This is a genomic window from Pseudomonas sp. GW456-12-10-14-LB2 (assembly GCF_002884345.1).
In the GTDB taxonomy this organism is placed as follows: Bacteria; Pseudomonadota; Gammaproteobacteria; order Pseudomonadales; family Pseudomonadaceae; genus Aquipseudomonas; species Aquipseudomonas paraglycinae.
In genome coordinates this window covers 1-13,529 of record NZ_POHV01000011.1, presented here as the reverse complement: position 1 = coordinate 13,529, position 13,529 = coordinate 1, and the positions used below count along the sequence as shown (strand labels likewise).

The following is a 13,529-nucleotide window of genomic DNA, read 5'->3' as shown; positions in this document are numbered from 1 at the left end:
CCTGCTGATCAATCTTCGAAATTACGCTGATGGTTTCACGATGACTCAGGTGCGCCGCACTTCAGCTCTTTGATTTGCTCGTTCTGAATTGGAATTACACAGGTGAGGCGCTTCTCTGGCTCTTCACGAAGCTCGAACAAGCTGAGCGTCAGGTGTAAACCATCCGCAGTGAATGCATGATCCTCAAACAACGCACTGGCATAACCATCCCAAAACGATTTGCCATTAAAACTGCAAAACCGTTTTGAGGAGAGCACCCGCCAATTGCCCTTGGGCGCAAGGATCTGAACATTGAGGCAGGGGCTGCCAAACGTAGTGACATAACGAGCCACCACATCGCCGTATCGTTGCGAAGCAGAACTGGAAACCTTGGCGACATCGATCACTTCACTCGGATCATCCGGGACGACCGCATCCAGGAAGGCTGCACGCTCTAGACTCATTCTGGCGATGCACTTATTGAGCACCAAGGTATATGCCTGCGATCCGGGTTCGACATCCGTGGCATCGAGGGGGCAAGTGGTATCGCGCAACTTGATCCAGGCCCGCTGCGATTCTTTGGCCATGGCCATGTAAGCCTTTCCTTGTTCAGGCTCAGGCTTCCATCGAGATTCGAATCGCTCCATCAGTTTTTTGTAGCTGGCATTGAGCTTTGCGTCGGCACTCTTGCGGTCGGCTTCCACACACTCGTCGTATTGCCAGCTCACAGTGATGACTTTGCAAGTGTCCTCAGCGAACGCGGCTGAAGCGGACAGCAGTCCTAAGGACAACGCGATAAAGCGCACAAACATGGTCAATTTTTCATTCCCTGAATGACGGATCGCTCAACTGCGCGTTGAGGTATTTTCTGCGCCTTGCCGTCGGCACTCATCGCGTCGCGGTACTGGCTGTAATAACGCTGCGCTTCGTCTTTGCGATCAAGGCGCCAGAGTGAGTCGGCGATGTTCAACATCAGCACTGTGCGTTTTCCGACGGCCTCAACGGCGCGATAGAACTTCAGTGCAAGCTCATCTTTGCCGCCCTCAGCCAAGTAAAAGCCAAGGTCGTTATAGGCCTGAACATTTTGCGCCGGGGGGTGACACGCCATGTAAGACTCTGGACTTAAAAAGACCAGACCCCATTCGATGAACTCTGCGCGGGACTGCGCCAGTTCGTTACTTGAGACATGTTTCAGCAAGTCCTTTGGAGACCTCGTCTCCAGGGCAGGAGTGAGCACTTCGCCGTCGTCGGTAACCCATTGATTGCCCTTCCACTGGCCGACACAAAAAGTGGCCGAACGATCAGCCAGCACGCAACCGGTCTCCATTGAGATAACCGTGCAATGCTGTTGCGACACTAGCTTCTCTTCACCGTTTTCGTCCGACAACATGCCGAAAATCACAGGGTCGAGCAGCAAGGTTTTCTTGTCAGGACTGAGCATATTGGAGTGCCCATCGGCGCCAATATCGGCGCCAAAGAGCGGGAAGGTTTTGCCATTGGCGGCGAACCATGCAGTCGCCGAATCCACACCGGGCATCGTCCATTCTGTAGCCCGAAACGACACCGTGTGCCCGCTGATACCAACTATTGACGGGTCCTCGGCAAACGCGCCCATAGCGCTGCACAGACTGCCGATCATCAATACCCACTTAAGACTGCCCATAGTCGATCCTTTTCACTGACGGACTTTCCGACTGTAACTGCCTCTTCGTCACGCCATAAGCCTTGATCAGCTCTTCCCAGGAACCCTTCGAACCAAATGAGCGCTGATTGTTATCGAAGCTGTATTGCTCCAATCACCCCGCTGTCGAGTAATACCCGCGCCATTCAGGACAGGCACCACAACCGCCATAACCGCCTATCGAAACAAGGCTACCCTTGGTGCCTTTCACACAATCCATCGCCACGACAACGTTACTCAGCATCTTTGCTTTCTTACCGTCAGACGTGAGCTGTAAAACCTTGTCGATGTTGCGGCGCAACACTTTGCCGCCAATGTTGATCGTCTGGTCGGAGCAGACCGGGATGAGGTGGGTTTCTGCGTCATCCACCGTCACGGATCGGCACGACGACACCATCACCACTTCAACACCGCCACATTGCATGACATCGCGTTGGGTGTAGGCGTCCTTCGGAGCGGCGAAAGCTGGAAGCGAGAGCAACAGCGAAAGGCTGCTCGCAAGAAAATGGTTCATCCAATCATCCTTAATCAAACAACGGCGATCACAAATCCTTGAACGTCAGCGGCCGGAACTCGTTGTTCACAAACTCGAAGTAGCGGGTTCTGAAGCGGCTTTCCAGCTCATTACCCTGCGCGTCCTCTTCCGTATCGGCCGCAATGCCGGAAACAATGAGCAGACGGCTATCAGGCCGGTTTGACAGACTTAACGCATTGCCGTCGTATGCGTTCGGCAGTCCGCCGACAACCTCCCCCGTGCGCGCATCCAGCACTTCGCCGCAAATGGCACTGCCACCACAACCGACTCGGTACAGGATGTAGTGACCGCAAAGTTGACCTTGCCTTTGAGTGCCTGTGCACGATCCATATCCATCATCGGGTTGCTGTGTTCTTGCGGCACCGGTTCATGATTGATGCCGGTAAACACTGGGGTGACGGTGTAATCCTTGAAATCCGGGTCAGCGGCGAAAGCCACGGAGGTGGCAATGGCCAAGAGGCAACCGAGTAGAACTGAGCATCCTTTCACGCTGTAACTCCGTAACTGAAATCTATTCGGACTGACCTTCATAACGCTGTGTCTGTGGGTTGAACTGCCACAGATGTGGCCGGGTCATGGCTACATTTTTTTTGTAGCGAATCTGCCCGCGCTTATCCCTGATGTAGGAATAGATCTCGATGTCTTTGACGTCGCCGCCGTTCTTGGGCGGACCGTCCAGAACCTTGATCCCGGCAAAGTAATCACCACCGGTATGCTTCAAGTAACCACGGCACTGGATCAGGAAGGCGTACGTCATGTCGCCGGCCGAGCCGTGACTTGAATAGGAGAGGAAGATGAAGTCGTCTCGGCCATCGCCGTTGAGATCGCCTTGGTACACCACCTTGCCACGCTCTAGAGAAAATCCGTCATCGTAGAAGCCAGAATGTATGTCTTCGACACTTTCTCCACTGTCTTTCCATTGCGTAAGAAAAGTCTTGGTATCGCTTTTCTCGTTGCAGATATCCGACGCCATCGCTGCCATCGGCAACCAGCTCATGCATAACACCAGCAGTCGTTTCACTTCACACCCTTCGAATTCATCAATTCCAACTCCCCGTCCCGATACAACACTTCGCACCCGATCCACGCCAGATCCACCTGCGGCATCACCGCCGAAGGCTTGCGCAGTTCCCGCAACAACGTCGAACCATGCGACAACCGCCCACCCATCCGCGCAATCACCGCCCGCGCGGCCTGATAGTGCGCGTGGCGCCCCGGATCGAGGGTGTCTTCCAACAAGATGTCTTCGCCAAGGATGCCCCGCACCTGCCCCGGGTAAATCATGAATCCGGTGGCTTGTTCGGCACCTTCGAGGCCGTCCTGCCAGAAGCTGCCGTCGCGCGTGCGGATGTCCGGGTGCGGCGCAAACCAGTGTTCGCGATCCGCCAGTGGCATGGCGTGATGCAGGCGGAAGAAGATGCGCATCAGGTTGTCGCGATACCACTCGCGCACTTGCAGGTAGTAACCACGCAGGCCCGGCAGGCCGGTCGAATGAGCGAGGCGGATCAGCCCTGACCATTGCGGGAACGCCTGTAATGGCAACGCGCTCGACGCGGGTCGAGGTGTGGCCGGATCGGTCTCCCACGGCAGCCGATGAGGGCTGTTTTCCAGGTTGTCGTAAGCGGTGGGCGGTCGGCCCAGCCAGTCCCCGCCGCTGCTGGCCAGCGCCGTGGCGATACAGAGATTGCCCTGCACCACGAACACATAGAACCGGGTGAACCAGTCGGCCAGTTGCTGACCGTCAGCACCTTGGGCGACGAGGTCGGCCAGCTCTTTGTCGAAGCGCTGCAAGCCGTGCTCAAAGCTCAGCAAATGCCCGCGAGCGATTCGCTGCATGCGCAGAAACAATGGCAGCGACCACAACATCCGCAGCGGTCGCCACGGCAGATGCGGAGTCGCGCCGCCGACTTCACCGGCGTAGTTGCTGGCGCTGATGCCCCAGTCGGCCAACCGTGCGAGAAACAGGTCGTTGTTGATGTAAGACGCACCGCCAAACACGGCCGTGAACGGCTCGTTGTCCTGCAACACCCGCGCATCCCAACGGGCCATGATCGCCGGAATGCTCGCGGCGGCCCGGCGCTGGGCGTACTCCACCAGCACACTGGGTTGCGGCGGCAGGATCTCGGCGATGTTGGCGGCCGTCAGGTGGCGGCGCCAGCCGTAGTCGCTGATCGGCCGGTATTGCAGCAGCCACAGTTGCGTACCGTCCCAGGCCCATTCGACATCGCCCGGCACATAGTGGAACACCCGCAAGGCATCCTGGAGAAAGCACCACAGCACGTCTTCGGTCAAACCATGGGTTGCCGTGAACGTGCCACTGCGCCAGGCATCGCCGAGCCGCGAAAGCGTCGCTCGTTCCGGGCTGATCTGACCATCGGCAAGGGATTCGAGATGGCCTTCAACCCACTCGAGCTCCACCGACAGATGACGCACAAACGCGATGCCGGACACCTGCGGCGTGATGAAGCGCTGCACCACCACTTCCTCGACACCTTCGGCAGTCAGCTCGGCGATGCGCGCCGGCACGTTGGCGGCCGGCTCGCGCAGGTAGGTCGTGCTCAAACCGGCATTCGCCGAGTCGGCCTGATCTTCGCCATAACTGGAGGAACGCACCGCCCAGACCGCCTGTGGTTGGCTGGCGAGAAAGGTCGGTAGTCGCGGATCGTTGCAATCGTTGAGGGTCAGCGCCGCCGGCACCGGTTGCCGGGCCAGTTCCGCCAGACGCAAACGCCCGCCCTTGGTGTGCGCGACGAAGCCGCGTTCGCCCGACTCCAGCCACTGCGCAAACTGCGCGGGCGCGTCGATCCACGGGTAATGACCCCAACCGGGTTTGAGGCTGATAGTCAGGTCCGCGCGCGCAAGAATCGCCGACCATGCCGCCGCTTGTTCGATGCCGAGCACCTTGTCCTGATCACCCCAGACCAATTCGACCGGGTCGGTAATCCACTCCAGCAATGGCAGCGCTGTGTCGGCGCGGATCAGATCCCAGTGCGGCACAAACGCACGGCAGCGCGCATAACCGGCGCCCATGCGCTGATACTGCGCGGGCGTCCAGGTCTGGTTGGAGAACTTGCGCGCGAACAGCGTGGGTCTGTTCGACAGCAGCCAGTGAATGGACTTGCGGATCGGCAGCGGTGACATCAACGCCGGCAATCGGCGCTGCCACAAAAAGGCGCCCACCGGCGCCAGCAACACACTGCGAGAAAAGTGCCCGGGCCGACATTGCAGCGCATGCAGCACCAGCAACGCGTTGACCCCAACGGCCATGATCGCGCTGCCCTTTTGCGTCATCGCCAACAAGGCCTGCGCATAAGCCGCCAGATCCTCGCAGGGCGGCTGCGGGTTGGTGCCGAAGCCCGGCAGCTCCAGCGGCACCACGTCGTAACGCTGAAAATGCGGCAGCGCGTCATCCCACCAATCGGCGGCGCTGCCGTTGCCGGCCAGCAAGTACATCAGGGGCTTGCTCATGGGCGATCCTCAGGCCAGATCGCGCAGCGCGGCGTCGAGAGTCGGATAGCGGAACGTGTAGCCCGCCTCGCTCAAACGCTGCGGCACCACACGCTGACCGTCGAAGAACAGCTGAGCCATTTCCCCGGCCAACGCACGCACCGGCGCTGCAGGAATGTGGAACCACACCGGACGCTTGAGGACCTTGCCGACGTTCTCGGCGAAGGCTGCCTGACTGATGGTTTCAGGCGCGACCATGTTGTAGGTGCCGCGCAAATTTTCATCGTGGAAGGATCGAGCGATCACCTGAATCACATCGTCGCGGTGCACCCAGCTCATGATCTGCTGACCATCGCCCATGCGACCGCCGAAACCCAGGCGGAACGGGATCAGCAATGGCAACAACGCACCGCCCGGCCCGAACACCACGCCGAGACGCAGCACCACCTGACGCACGCCAAACTGCGTCGCGGGTTGCGCCGAAGCCTCCCAACGCGCACAGAGCTCGGCCATGAAACCGTCGCCCTTGCTGGCCTGCTCATCGAGGCTTTCGCTGGCATCGCGCACGCCGTAGAAACCGATGGCCGAGGCCTGAATCCACAGCGCGGGTTTATGGCTCGTGTGCTTCAGCCAGGTCATCAAGGCTTCGGTGGTATCGACCCGACTGGCGAGCAGTTGCGCCTGCCGCTCTGGGCTCCAGCGAGGCCCGGCAACCGGTGCGCCGGCCAGATTGATCACCACGTCGAACGGTTCGTCGCAGCTGAGTTCACTCAACAAACGTACACAGCGAACGCGACCGTCGAACAGGTTCGCCGCTTTCAACGGATCACGCGCCAACACGCTGACCGTGTGGCCGGCGTCGAGTAACTGATTGACCACGGCTTCACCGATAAACCCGGTGCCCCCGGTGATCAGCACGCGCTTGTAGGCGCCGCCTACAAAGGGGTTGGACTTGCTCACGGGCCTTTCTGGCGGGGATTTCCGACGATCATGGCGCAACAACCAGATCAGCGGCGGCAACAGCACCAGCAGCGCAAAACCGTCGAGCCACAGATGCGACCAGACCTGTTTTTGCGCGGAAAACCACATGTCCTGCGGTGCCCATAACAGGACGCCCGCCATCAACCAGCCCCAAATTGCGGGAGCTTTAAGGCGGTTGCCGAGGTGCACCAACGCGAGCATGTACAGCGAATAGCTTTGCAGCGTCGCACCGAACAGTGCGAGCCACCACACCTGCTGCTCGTGACCGGCGGCAGGAACCGCATCGGCGCGCCAGAACGCGAGTTCGAGGGTGTGCAAATAGCCGTCGAGTAATCCGGAATGACCGGCCCAGGTCAGCGTGAGACCGGCGAGCACATGCACGATTGCCGCGGCGTACAGCCAAAGCACCATCACGGGGCGAAGAGAGAAAGAGGGGGCTGGCATTCCGTGTCCTGAGCGCGTTCCTTGAGGGCGGGGAGTTTAAAGGAAAATGGGGGTTGTCAGATGCACAAGCGTTAAACGCTTACCGTGACGGGCACACGCCCAACAAGTGCGGAAGCGCATCAAGCACTACCCCGAACTTCAAATGCAGTGGCTCGCCTTGATCTGCTCTGGACCTTGCGACTTCAATCGCGCCACGTTGTCGATGCTCAACCGGTGACCTTTATCAGCCGCCATTTGATAACAGGCTAACGCTCGGGACATATCCTTTGTTCCCAACTCGCCACCCTCAAAGGTAGAAGCCAGATAACTCATCCCCTCTATGGAGCCCATGTTGATTGCTCGAATGACCTGCTCTTCTGCCTGCTTGGGATGGAGGCAAGGACCGTTATAGTCGGTGGAGTTTCCTGAGCAAAGAAACGTGGCATAGCCCAACGCACCATTCGGTATTTTCGAGGCCGCTTTGAACAACGCCTCAACCTTGCTGGTTTCCAACTGAGATGCCATCTGCGAAAGACTCAAGCTTGCCGCTGATAGACTCGCCTGTGGGTCACCCGACTCTGCTGCACAGACATAGTTTTCCAGAGACGCTTCAATCAACTCCCCAGTCAGAGGGTATTGCTCAAGAAAACCTAACCCTCCTAAAGCTTCAGCACGTTGTTCGCAGAAATTCTCAGCGCGGCTCATTCCGGGGTTACGAGTTGCGACAAGATCCTTCTCACTCACTGACCAATCCTCAATCCCCTCAAGCACCCAACATGCCTGACGAGAGAAATTGAAGATTTTTACATTGCTGTTGCCCGCCCGCTTATCGACCACGTTGACGTGACTGTCATCGACCTCTTCAATCTCTACTCCAGGTGTCTTGCCGGGTGTGATGGCAGCCATCAGCGGGTAGGTGAAGGAAGCTCCGTTGACGCCCGAGGTCAAAGGCTCAAAGGTACTACGGTCCTTGCCGGCAACCGGCTTCAACACAAGCGACTTGACCGTCAACGCAGTGAAACGGCGCTGTGATTCGCTGTTGGCAGAAAACGTTGTCAGGAACGCAGAGAATTCCTCCGAAGGACAAGTGCCGCTGGCCGGCGCCGTCGAAGTGCTCTCGTCGGATGCAAGAGCAGGGACGATCTTGTCCAGATACGCCGAGCGCTCGCGGCTCATTCTCGCGATGCACGAGTTAACGGCGACCACATGCGCCGGCATCCCCGTTTCGATCTCGAATGCCTCCAAAGGGCAGTTCGCATCGCGCAACTTCAACCACGCTCGCTGCGACTCTTTAACCTTCGCAGCGTACTCCGCACCCAACGCCGGATCTGTTCGATAGTCAGACTCAAGCCGCGCCATCAATTGCTTGTAGCTGAGGTTCAACTGCGTATCGGCAGCCTTCTTCGCCGCCTCCGAGCAGGGCACCATTTCCAGGCTTGAGGTGACATGGCTGCAGTCATCCTGCGCGTACACCGTTGAAACAGGCAGCAGCACGGCCAGCAGGGTAAAAACAAAACGTTTCACTGTGTTCTTCCTTGAGTCATTCAAGCTTTGCGTTTGGCGAACCGAGTGACGCATTGCTTGGCTATGTTCATTTCCCAATAGGTGCTGAGCAACGCTTTACGCTTTTTGTCGACGCGCAAATTAACGAAACCATCGCCACAGTCCGGCTGTAATTCTTCGAACGTGCCGGTTTTGACTTGGTAAATGAACACCCGGTAGTAGTCGTAAGTGCCCATTCCGTCATCAAGCTGCCAGATCGCGAAATCCTTTACTCCGTCAAAATTGAAATCATCGACCTGCACATGGAGTTCGTTTTCAGCTTGAAAATCGATTGTCCGCGACTCGTTATTCGTTTCGCCTTTAATCGCGATGTTCAGCGTGGAGCCTTCGAGAACCAGTGTTGCTTCGACGTCTTTGGTTGGGCTGAACGTAGTGGTTTCGGCTAACACCGGCATCGTCCACAGCAGGCCGAGCAATGATGCTGCTAGAGTTTTTGATCTCATGTGCGCGCCCTACTCCCACTTGCATCCGGACTCCAAAGAGGAATCGACGCTGGTGTTATTTCCAAAATAGTAAACCTTGCCGTTGGACTTCTTCGTGTACGTCATCGAGACGACCTGCGTTCCTTGAGTCACGAGCTCGTAGGTCCCTGAGACCTTGCCGCTGATGACTTCAGACCAGCTTCTGGTGCTCTGCCAAGGGGCATCGGCGCCGAGCATTTCGTTCTGGGTATCCGTCAACACAATGGAAATTGGCTCACTGGACCCGCCTGACCATTTGCTGGAGACGTCGTAAAAGGTATGGAATTCGAACTTCACCGGACTGGTTTCAGATAGTTCGAAGCAGAGTGATTCGCTGGTGACTGCGCTGTGGGCGGCGAAAGGAAATAACGCCAAAAAACCAAAACATGACCTTTTCATAGTTATGAAAAACCCGTTAACCACAGACGCCCCCTCAAGCAGCCAATATAATGCCGCCACCAACTTACCGACAGATTTATTCAAAAAAGGAACAGATCTATTCAAATAGCATAAATAACCTCCCTTTTCACTCCAACAAATAAATCCGCCCGCCATTTCAGCCAAATTGATAAATCTGAAAATATATCCACACAGGAAAACAGCTAGTAAATTGGAATCTGAAATCGCATCCTCGCCATGCATCGGTCCACATCTTCGCCAAACAGCTTAGAAGTCATAGCACAATTTCCATCTGCGTATTCTTTCCAAGCTGAACCAAAATTTTCGCTTCCACCAACAAACTCAATAGCTTTTGGGTAGTTCATAGATGTAGCTTTTTCGTTCACTAACGACACTGCCTTGTAAAAGCCATCGCCTATAACGCCAGTACGAAGATAAATGAGCTCACTCACCCGAAAACTAGTGAACTGCTTTACACATGAAAGCTTTTCGATAGGCGACTCTTCACCTTCGTCACCATCATCTCTGCAATAACTATCTTTTAATTTAATCCATTTCTTCTGCGCAGATATCAGCTCTGCTTTTGTCGACGCATCCAGCTCAATTGACAGCGCCTTGTATTGCTCATTAAGCACCTTATCAATTTTTTCAAATGATTTCTGTGAGCAGTTGATAATATCAGGGGCCGCCAAGGTGGCAGAGCTACAACTGACGTCCGCCGATGCACCGCCTATAGATATCCAAACAACTGATAACGCAATCAGTGACTTGCTAATTACTTCCAGCAGTTGCATTTTAATGCCTCCTCAAAAAATACCGCTTCCTTTTCACGTCTTGTCGCCACCCCAGCCGTGCTGGGATCGTTTTCCCACAAGCGCTTCATACTGCGAAGACGTGAAGGTATCAGTTCGGGTTGATCGTTATCAAAATCTTCTTTTATTTGCTTCATCTCTAAGCGCTTCTGAGCTTTAGCCGGGGTATTACCGGTTAACGCGTTGCCTCGGTTCACAACAAGAGAAAGCAATACACCTTGACAATCCGGATGTAGATTGACAGCCTTGGGATATACATCAACAACTTGTTGTGCATATCTCTTCTTCATAATCACGGCCAACTTAAGAGCGTTATCTTTGCTTATAGATATTGAGCTGACATTATGAACATAGTCTCTTGCATCTTGACCTTTTTTGCCTAACGCCCCTTTCAAGCTTTCGATTTCCTGAGGCGTATAAAGGTCTTTAAGCTCCGCATCGACCCTGGCGGCAGTCTGCTGCCCCAAGTCATAGCCATAGCCAATTGTTATGCCGCTATTATTATCAGGAAGCGCATACGGATGTTCTCTATACGCTTCAATTGCCAATAAAAACTCAAACAGCTTTTTGGAAACGACATAAGGACCGACAGTTGTGTCCAGAGTATAAACTTCCGCCTTACACTTTTCAGGACAGCCCGATAAGAACCCCCCCAACAACCCTAGGGGATGGATATGCTGGACGTTAGCATCACCAGTTATTCCGAATTTTCCGACTAGCTTATCCCACCAACCGAGTCGCTCGATTCGAAGTTTCTCTTCCACCCATTGTTTATGCGGATCGGCGTCACTATGCCCCATCAACTCATCTAGGGCGCTCCATTTCTCCCCCTTGTACTGCCACTCACTTTCGTAACGTGTAACCATCTGAGATATCGGCTGCGAGAACCAAGGTTTCTCTAACGCTTCCCTTATCTCCGAAGGCGTAAGTTTATTATCACCATTTTTATCCAGCATCTTGAACAGATGCTGCTTGGCAGGGCCGTCATTGGCAGCTCCCACGTTAGGCGTATAACTTGCCTTCTCCTCCTCAGTCAGGTTTTCTTGAGCATGGAGAGAGGCAGCCAGATGATCCACGTTGCTGACGGTCTCCTCAATAAAACGGAATCCCTCCCACTCAAAGGGCGAATGACGAGACAACGTCACGTCCGGCTCCGAAAACCATCCGCCAATTTCATTGCCATTTTCGTCACCAAGAAGACCATCCAGGCGCCACCAAAGCGTATAACTTGTCGTTCCGCCCATTACGACAGGAACCTTGATTTTTCTGTCCGCCGGCAATGCTTCCAGTACCCCGACCGGGACCATGAAATCGTACCCAACTTTTTTATGGGGATCAGTCACCCTAGGCGGATTACTCGCACTCATGCCTTCAACATGAGTGATTAATAGACTGTCTTTTGGAATTTTAAGCAGAGTTTTCTCGGCTCTTGGCAGACCTGATGCCTTCTGTTTACTTAGCTCAGTAAAAGCCTTGACGTCCTCGCAACTAAAAACCTCCAAGTGCAGAAGATTTCTTGGAGCAGAGTCTGAGTAGCTCTGATATTTGCCGACGTGCCCCACCAAACTCCCTGCTTTTATGAAAACAGGAGTAGCCAACACGTGGACAGCGTCTTTTTCGGCTGGCTCGCTCTTGGTTTCAAGCAGGCCCTCCCAAACGTAGCCAAGAACCTCCGCTGCTGCCAACGGAGGTACAGCGCTTCCTCCCAAAATTTCCAATAGCTTTTGGTATTTACCGCGCGTCCCATCACTGCCAATTTTCACCTGAGTTCCAATCGGCAAAATAGCGGTCGTTGTACTGGATTGATTAGGAGAAGCGTGTACCGCCAGCCCTTTTTTAGGGGGAGTCATCGGATCTTTTGCTGCAGTGCCCACCTTATAGCTATTTGGTGTGGCCCCTGCAGTCAACTCTCGCTTAAACACCCAGCCGTTCCCAGCGGGGAGGTTGGCATCCGGAGGCGTAACACTAACCACTTTGAGCCAACCGTTTTCTTCTTCAGCAGTTTCGACAACTGTGCCGCGAGGCAAAACAGTCAACACCGTGCTATATCCCGGTTTTCCGCGCCTTTCCTGTCGAACTCTCAAGCCCAGAATTTCATCCTTTGCCGTAGCCATCACCTGCCATGTGCCACCACTCCAAAATGAAGGCCGACCCAATGCAGGAGTTTTTTCATACGTGTCCCAATGCAGGAGGTGCATGTAAAGACTAAAGAAAGTCAGACTAGGCCCCGGAGTTACTGCAGCTGGTGTTCCCCCAGCCGCAGGGGCGGGTGCAGGAGGAACAGGCGTCTCTAAACGATGTTTAACGAGTACAAAACCCGTTGAATACACCGCCCCATTGGTATCAAAAGCTGACTTTGGATAAGTACTATCAATACGATAAGCGACAACTTCCCCGTCCGCGATGCACCTGACTTCCGCCAAATCCTGCACCAAACCAGATGCCTCATCGAAATGTACCCCTCCGTGCCAGAGGCCATTCGCCCCCAACGGGTAGTAACCATCTTTCGCCTTGGCTAACGCCTTATAAAACTGCTGCGGATCCGTAGCTTCTGCAGCTCCCACCTTCAATGGATACGACCATTTTTCTACTTTCTTGCTGGTTGTCTCTGTCATTACCAATTACCTGAATTCTGATCCCTGGTGGCTTGGATTGCCGTCGATGTATTACCCAGAAAAATTGAGCATGCGTTTTGGCTTGCGTTTGACCTGTTCTTCAGGCGCATTCAACAACGCCTGATCCATCAAACTCCCCGCCTTATCCTTATCCGCCGCCCCCGGCAGCACCGGCGGTTTGATCCCGATCCCGGTCCCCGACCCAGCCGACCCGCCAGCATTAATCTTCACCACCGGCCCAACCACCGTCACACCACCGCCATCCAGCTTGATGAAACTGCCACCGCCGAGAATCGTCAGCTCAGTCCCAGCCTCAATGACAATCTTGTCCCCAGCCTTGATGTGAATCTCTTTCCCTGCACTCGTCAGTTGCGCAGTCCCGAGCTTCACATGCTGGCTCTCGCCAATAGTCAGGTGGTCATCCATCCGTGCTTCGATCTTGCGGTCGCTGATGGTGGTGCGGTGTTCTTCGGCCTTCAGCTCGGTGTAGGTGTTCTTCACCACGGTGTCGTGGCGTTCATTGCCGACCCGAATCTTCTGATCGTGCTCAACGTTCTCATCCCAGTCGCGCTGGGCGTGGATGAAGATTTGTTCGGCGCCTTTTTTGTCTTCGATGCGCAGTTCGTTGTAGCC

General features: G+C 55.1%; 12 protein-coding genes and 1 pseudogene. All 13 read right to left on the bottom strand.

Going from position 1 to position 13,529, the window contains the following annotated elements; translation table 11 throughout:
• Window positions 1-35: 35 nt before the first annotated feature.
• Complete coding sequence (locus C1X29_RS09450; RefSeq protein ID WP_102685880.1) at window positions 36-791, bottom strand: lysozyme inhibitor LprI family protein; 756 nt, start codon at window positions 789-791, stop codon at window positions 36-38.
• Between the two features lie 2 nt (window positions 792-793).
• Window positions 794-1,642, bottom strand: coding sequence for a type IV pilus biogenesis/stability protein PilW (locus tag C1X29_RS09445; RefSeq protein ID WP_102717304.1), 849 nt, complete (start codon window positions 1,640-1,642; stop codon window positions 794-796).
• A 133-nt stretch (window positions 1,643-1,775) separates the two neighbouring features.
• The gene (locus tag C1X29_RS09440) at window positions 1,776-2,174 is read right to left on the bottom strand and encodes a hypothetical protein (RefSeq protein ID WP_256584338.1); all 399 of its coding nucleotides are present in this window, start codon (window positions 2,172-2,174) and stop codon (window positions 1,776-1,778) included.
• Window positions 2,175-2,202: 28 nt separating this feature from the next.
• Window positions 2,203-2,430, bottom strand: coding sequence for a hypothetical protein (locus C1X29_RS29655; RefSeq protein WP_256584337.1), 228 nt, complete (start codon window positions 2,428-2,430; stop codon window positions 2,203-2,205).
• 276 nt (window positions 2,431-2,706) lie between these two features.
• Window positions 2,707-3,192 carry a hypothetical protein gene (locus C1X29_RS09430; protein WP_085746830.1) on the bottom strand — a complete coding sequence of 162 codons (486 nt, stop codon included), beginning with the start codon at window positions 3,190-3,192 and terminating at the stop codon, window positions 2,707-2,709.
• A 20-nt stretch (window positions 3,193-3,212) separates the two neighbouring features.
• Window positions 3,213-5,663, bottom strand: a complete 2,451-nt coding sequence (locus tag C1X29_RS09425; RefSeq protein ID WP_102717303.1) for an alpha/beta fold hydrolase — start codon at window positions 5,661-5,663, stop codon at window positions 3,213-3,215.
• Window positions 5,664-5,672: 9 nt separating this feature from the next.
• Window positions 5,673-7,067 (bottom strand): TIGR01777 family oxidoreductase, encoded by a 1,395-nt coding sequence (locus tag C1X29_RS09420; protein ID WP_102717302.1) that lies wholly within the window; start codon window positions 7,065-7,067, stop codon window positions 5,673-5,675.
• 138 nt (window positions 7,068-7,205) lie between these two features.
• The gene (locus tag C1X29_RS09415) at window positions 7,206-8,570 is read right to left on the bottom strand and encodes a lysozyme inhibitor LprI family protein (RefSeq protein ID WP_102717301.1); all 1,365 of its coding nucleotides are present in this window, start codon (window positions 8,568-8,570) and stop codon (window positions 7,206-7,208) included.
• 20 nt (window positions 8,571-8,590) lie between these two features.
• The gene (locus C1X29_RS09410; protein WP_085746820.1) at window positions 8,591-9,052 is read right to left on the bottom strand and encodes a hypothetical protein; all 462 of its coding nucleotides are present in this window, start codon (window positions 9,050-9,052) and stop codon (window positions 8,591-8,593) included.
• 9 nt (window positions 9,053-9,061) lie between these two features.
• Entirely contained in the window at window positions 9,062-9,712 is a 651-nt protein-coding gene (locus C1X29_RS29650) for a hypothetical protein (protein WP_256584336.1), read from the bottom strand.
• Window positions 9,673-10,263 (bottom strand): lysozyme inhibitor LprI family protein, encoded by a 591-nt coding sequence (locus C1X29_RS09400; RefSeq protein ID WP_085746821.1) that lies wholly within the window; start codon window positions 10,261-10,263, stop codon window positions 9,673-9,675. Before C1X29_RS09400 ends, C1X29_RS29650 begins: the two co-directional genes overlap by 40 nt.
• Complete coding sequence (locus C1X29_RS09395) at window positions 10,245-12,896, bottom strand: pesticin C-terminus-like muramidase (RefSeq protein ID WP_102717300.1); 2,652 nt, start codon at window positions 12,894-12,896, stop codon at window positions 10,245-10,247. Before C1X29_RS09395 ends, C1X29_RS09400 begins: the two co-directional genes overlap by 19 nt.
• A 51-nt stretch (window positions 12,897-12,947) precedes the next feature.
• Window positions 12,948-13,529, bottom strand: a pseudogene (locus C1X29_RS09390) (type VI secretion system tip protein VgrG); the annotation flags it as partial.

What these genes read in the sequence shown, in the direction of transcription:
- C1X29_RS09450 (WP_102685880.1), bottom strand. Translation starts at nt 791, where the DNA reads ATGTTTGTGCGCTTTATCGCGTTGTCCTTAGGACTGCTGTCCGCTTCA.
- C1X29_RS09445 (WP_102717304.1), bottom strand. Translation starts at nt 1,642, where the DNA reads ATGGGCAGTCTTAAGTGGGTATTGATGATCGGCAGTCTGTGCAGCGCT.
- C1X29_RS09440 (WP_256584338.1), bottom strand. Translation starts at nt 2,174, where the DNA reads ATGAACCATTTTCTTGCGAGCAGCCTTTCGCTGTTGCTCTCGCTTCCA.
- C1X29_RS09430 (WP_085746830.1), bottom strand. Translation starts at nt 3,192, where the DNA reads ATGAGCTGGTTGCCGATGGCAGCGATGGCGTCGGATATCTGCAACGAG.
- C1X29_RS09425 (WP_102717303.1), bottom strand. Translation starts at nt 5,663, where the DNA reads ATGAGCAAGCCCCTGATGTACTTGCTGGCCGGCAACGGCAGCGCCGCC.
- C1X29_RS09420 (WP_102717302.1), bottom strand. Translation starts at nt 7,067, where the DNA reads ATGCCAGCCCCCTCTTTCTCTCTTCGCCCCGTGATGGTGCTTTGGCTG.
- C1X29_RS09410 (WP_085746820.1), bottom strand. Translation starts at nt 9,052, where the DNA reads ATGAGATCAAAAACTCTAGCAGCATCATTGCTCGGCCTGCTGTGGACG.
- C1X29_RS29650 (WP_256584336.1), bottom strand. Translation starts at nt 9,712, where the DNA reads ATGCATGGCGAGGATGCGATTTCAGATTCCAATTTACTAGCTGTTTTC.
- C1X29_RS09400 (WP_085746821.1), bottom strand. Translation starts at nt 10,263, where the DNA reads ATGCAACTGCTGGAAGTAATTAGCAAGTCACTGATTGCGTTATCAGTT.
- C1X29_RS09395 (WP_102717300.1), bottom strand. Translation starts at nt 12,896, where the DNA reads ATGACAGAGACAACCAGCAAGAAAGTAGAAAAATGGTCGTATCCATTG.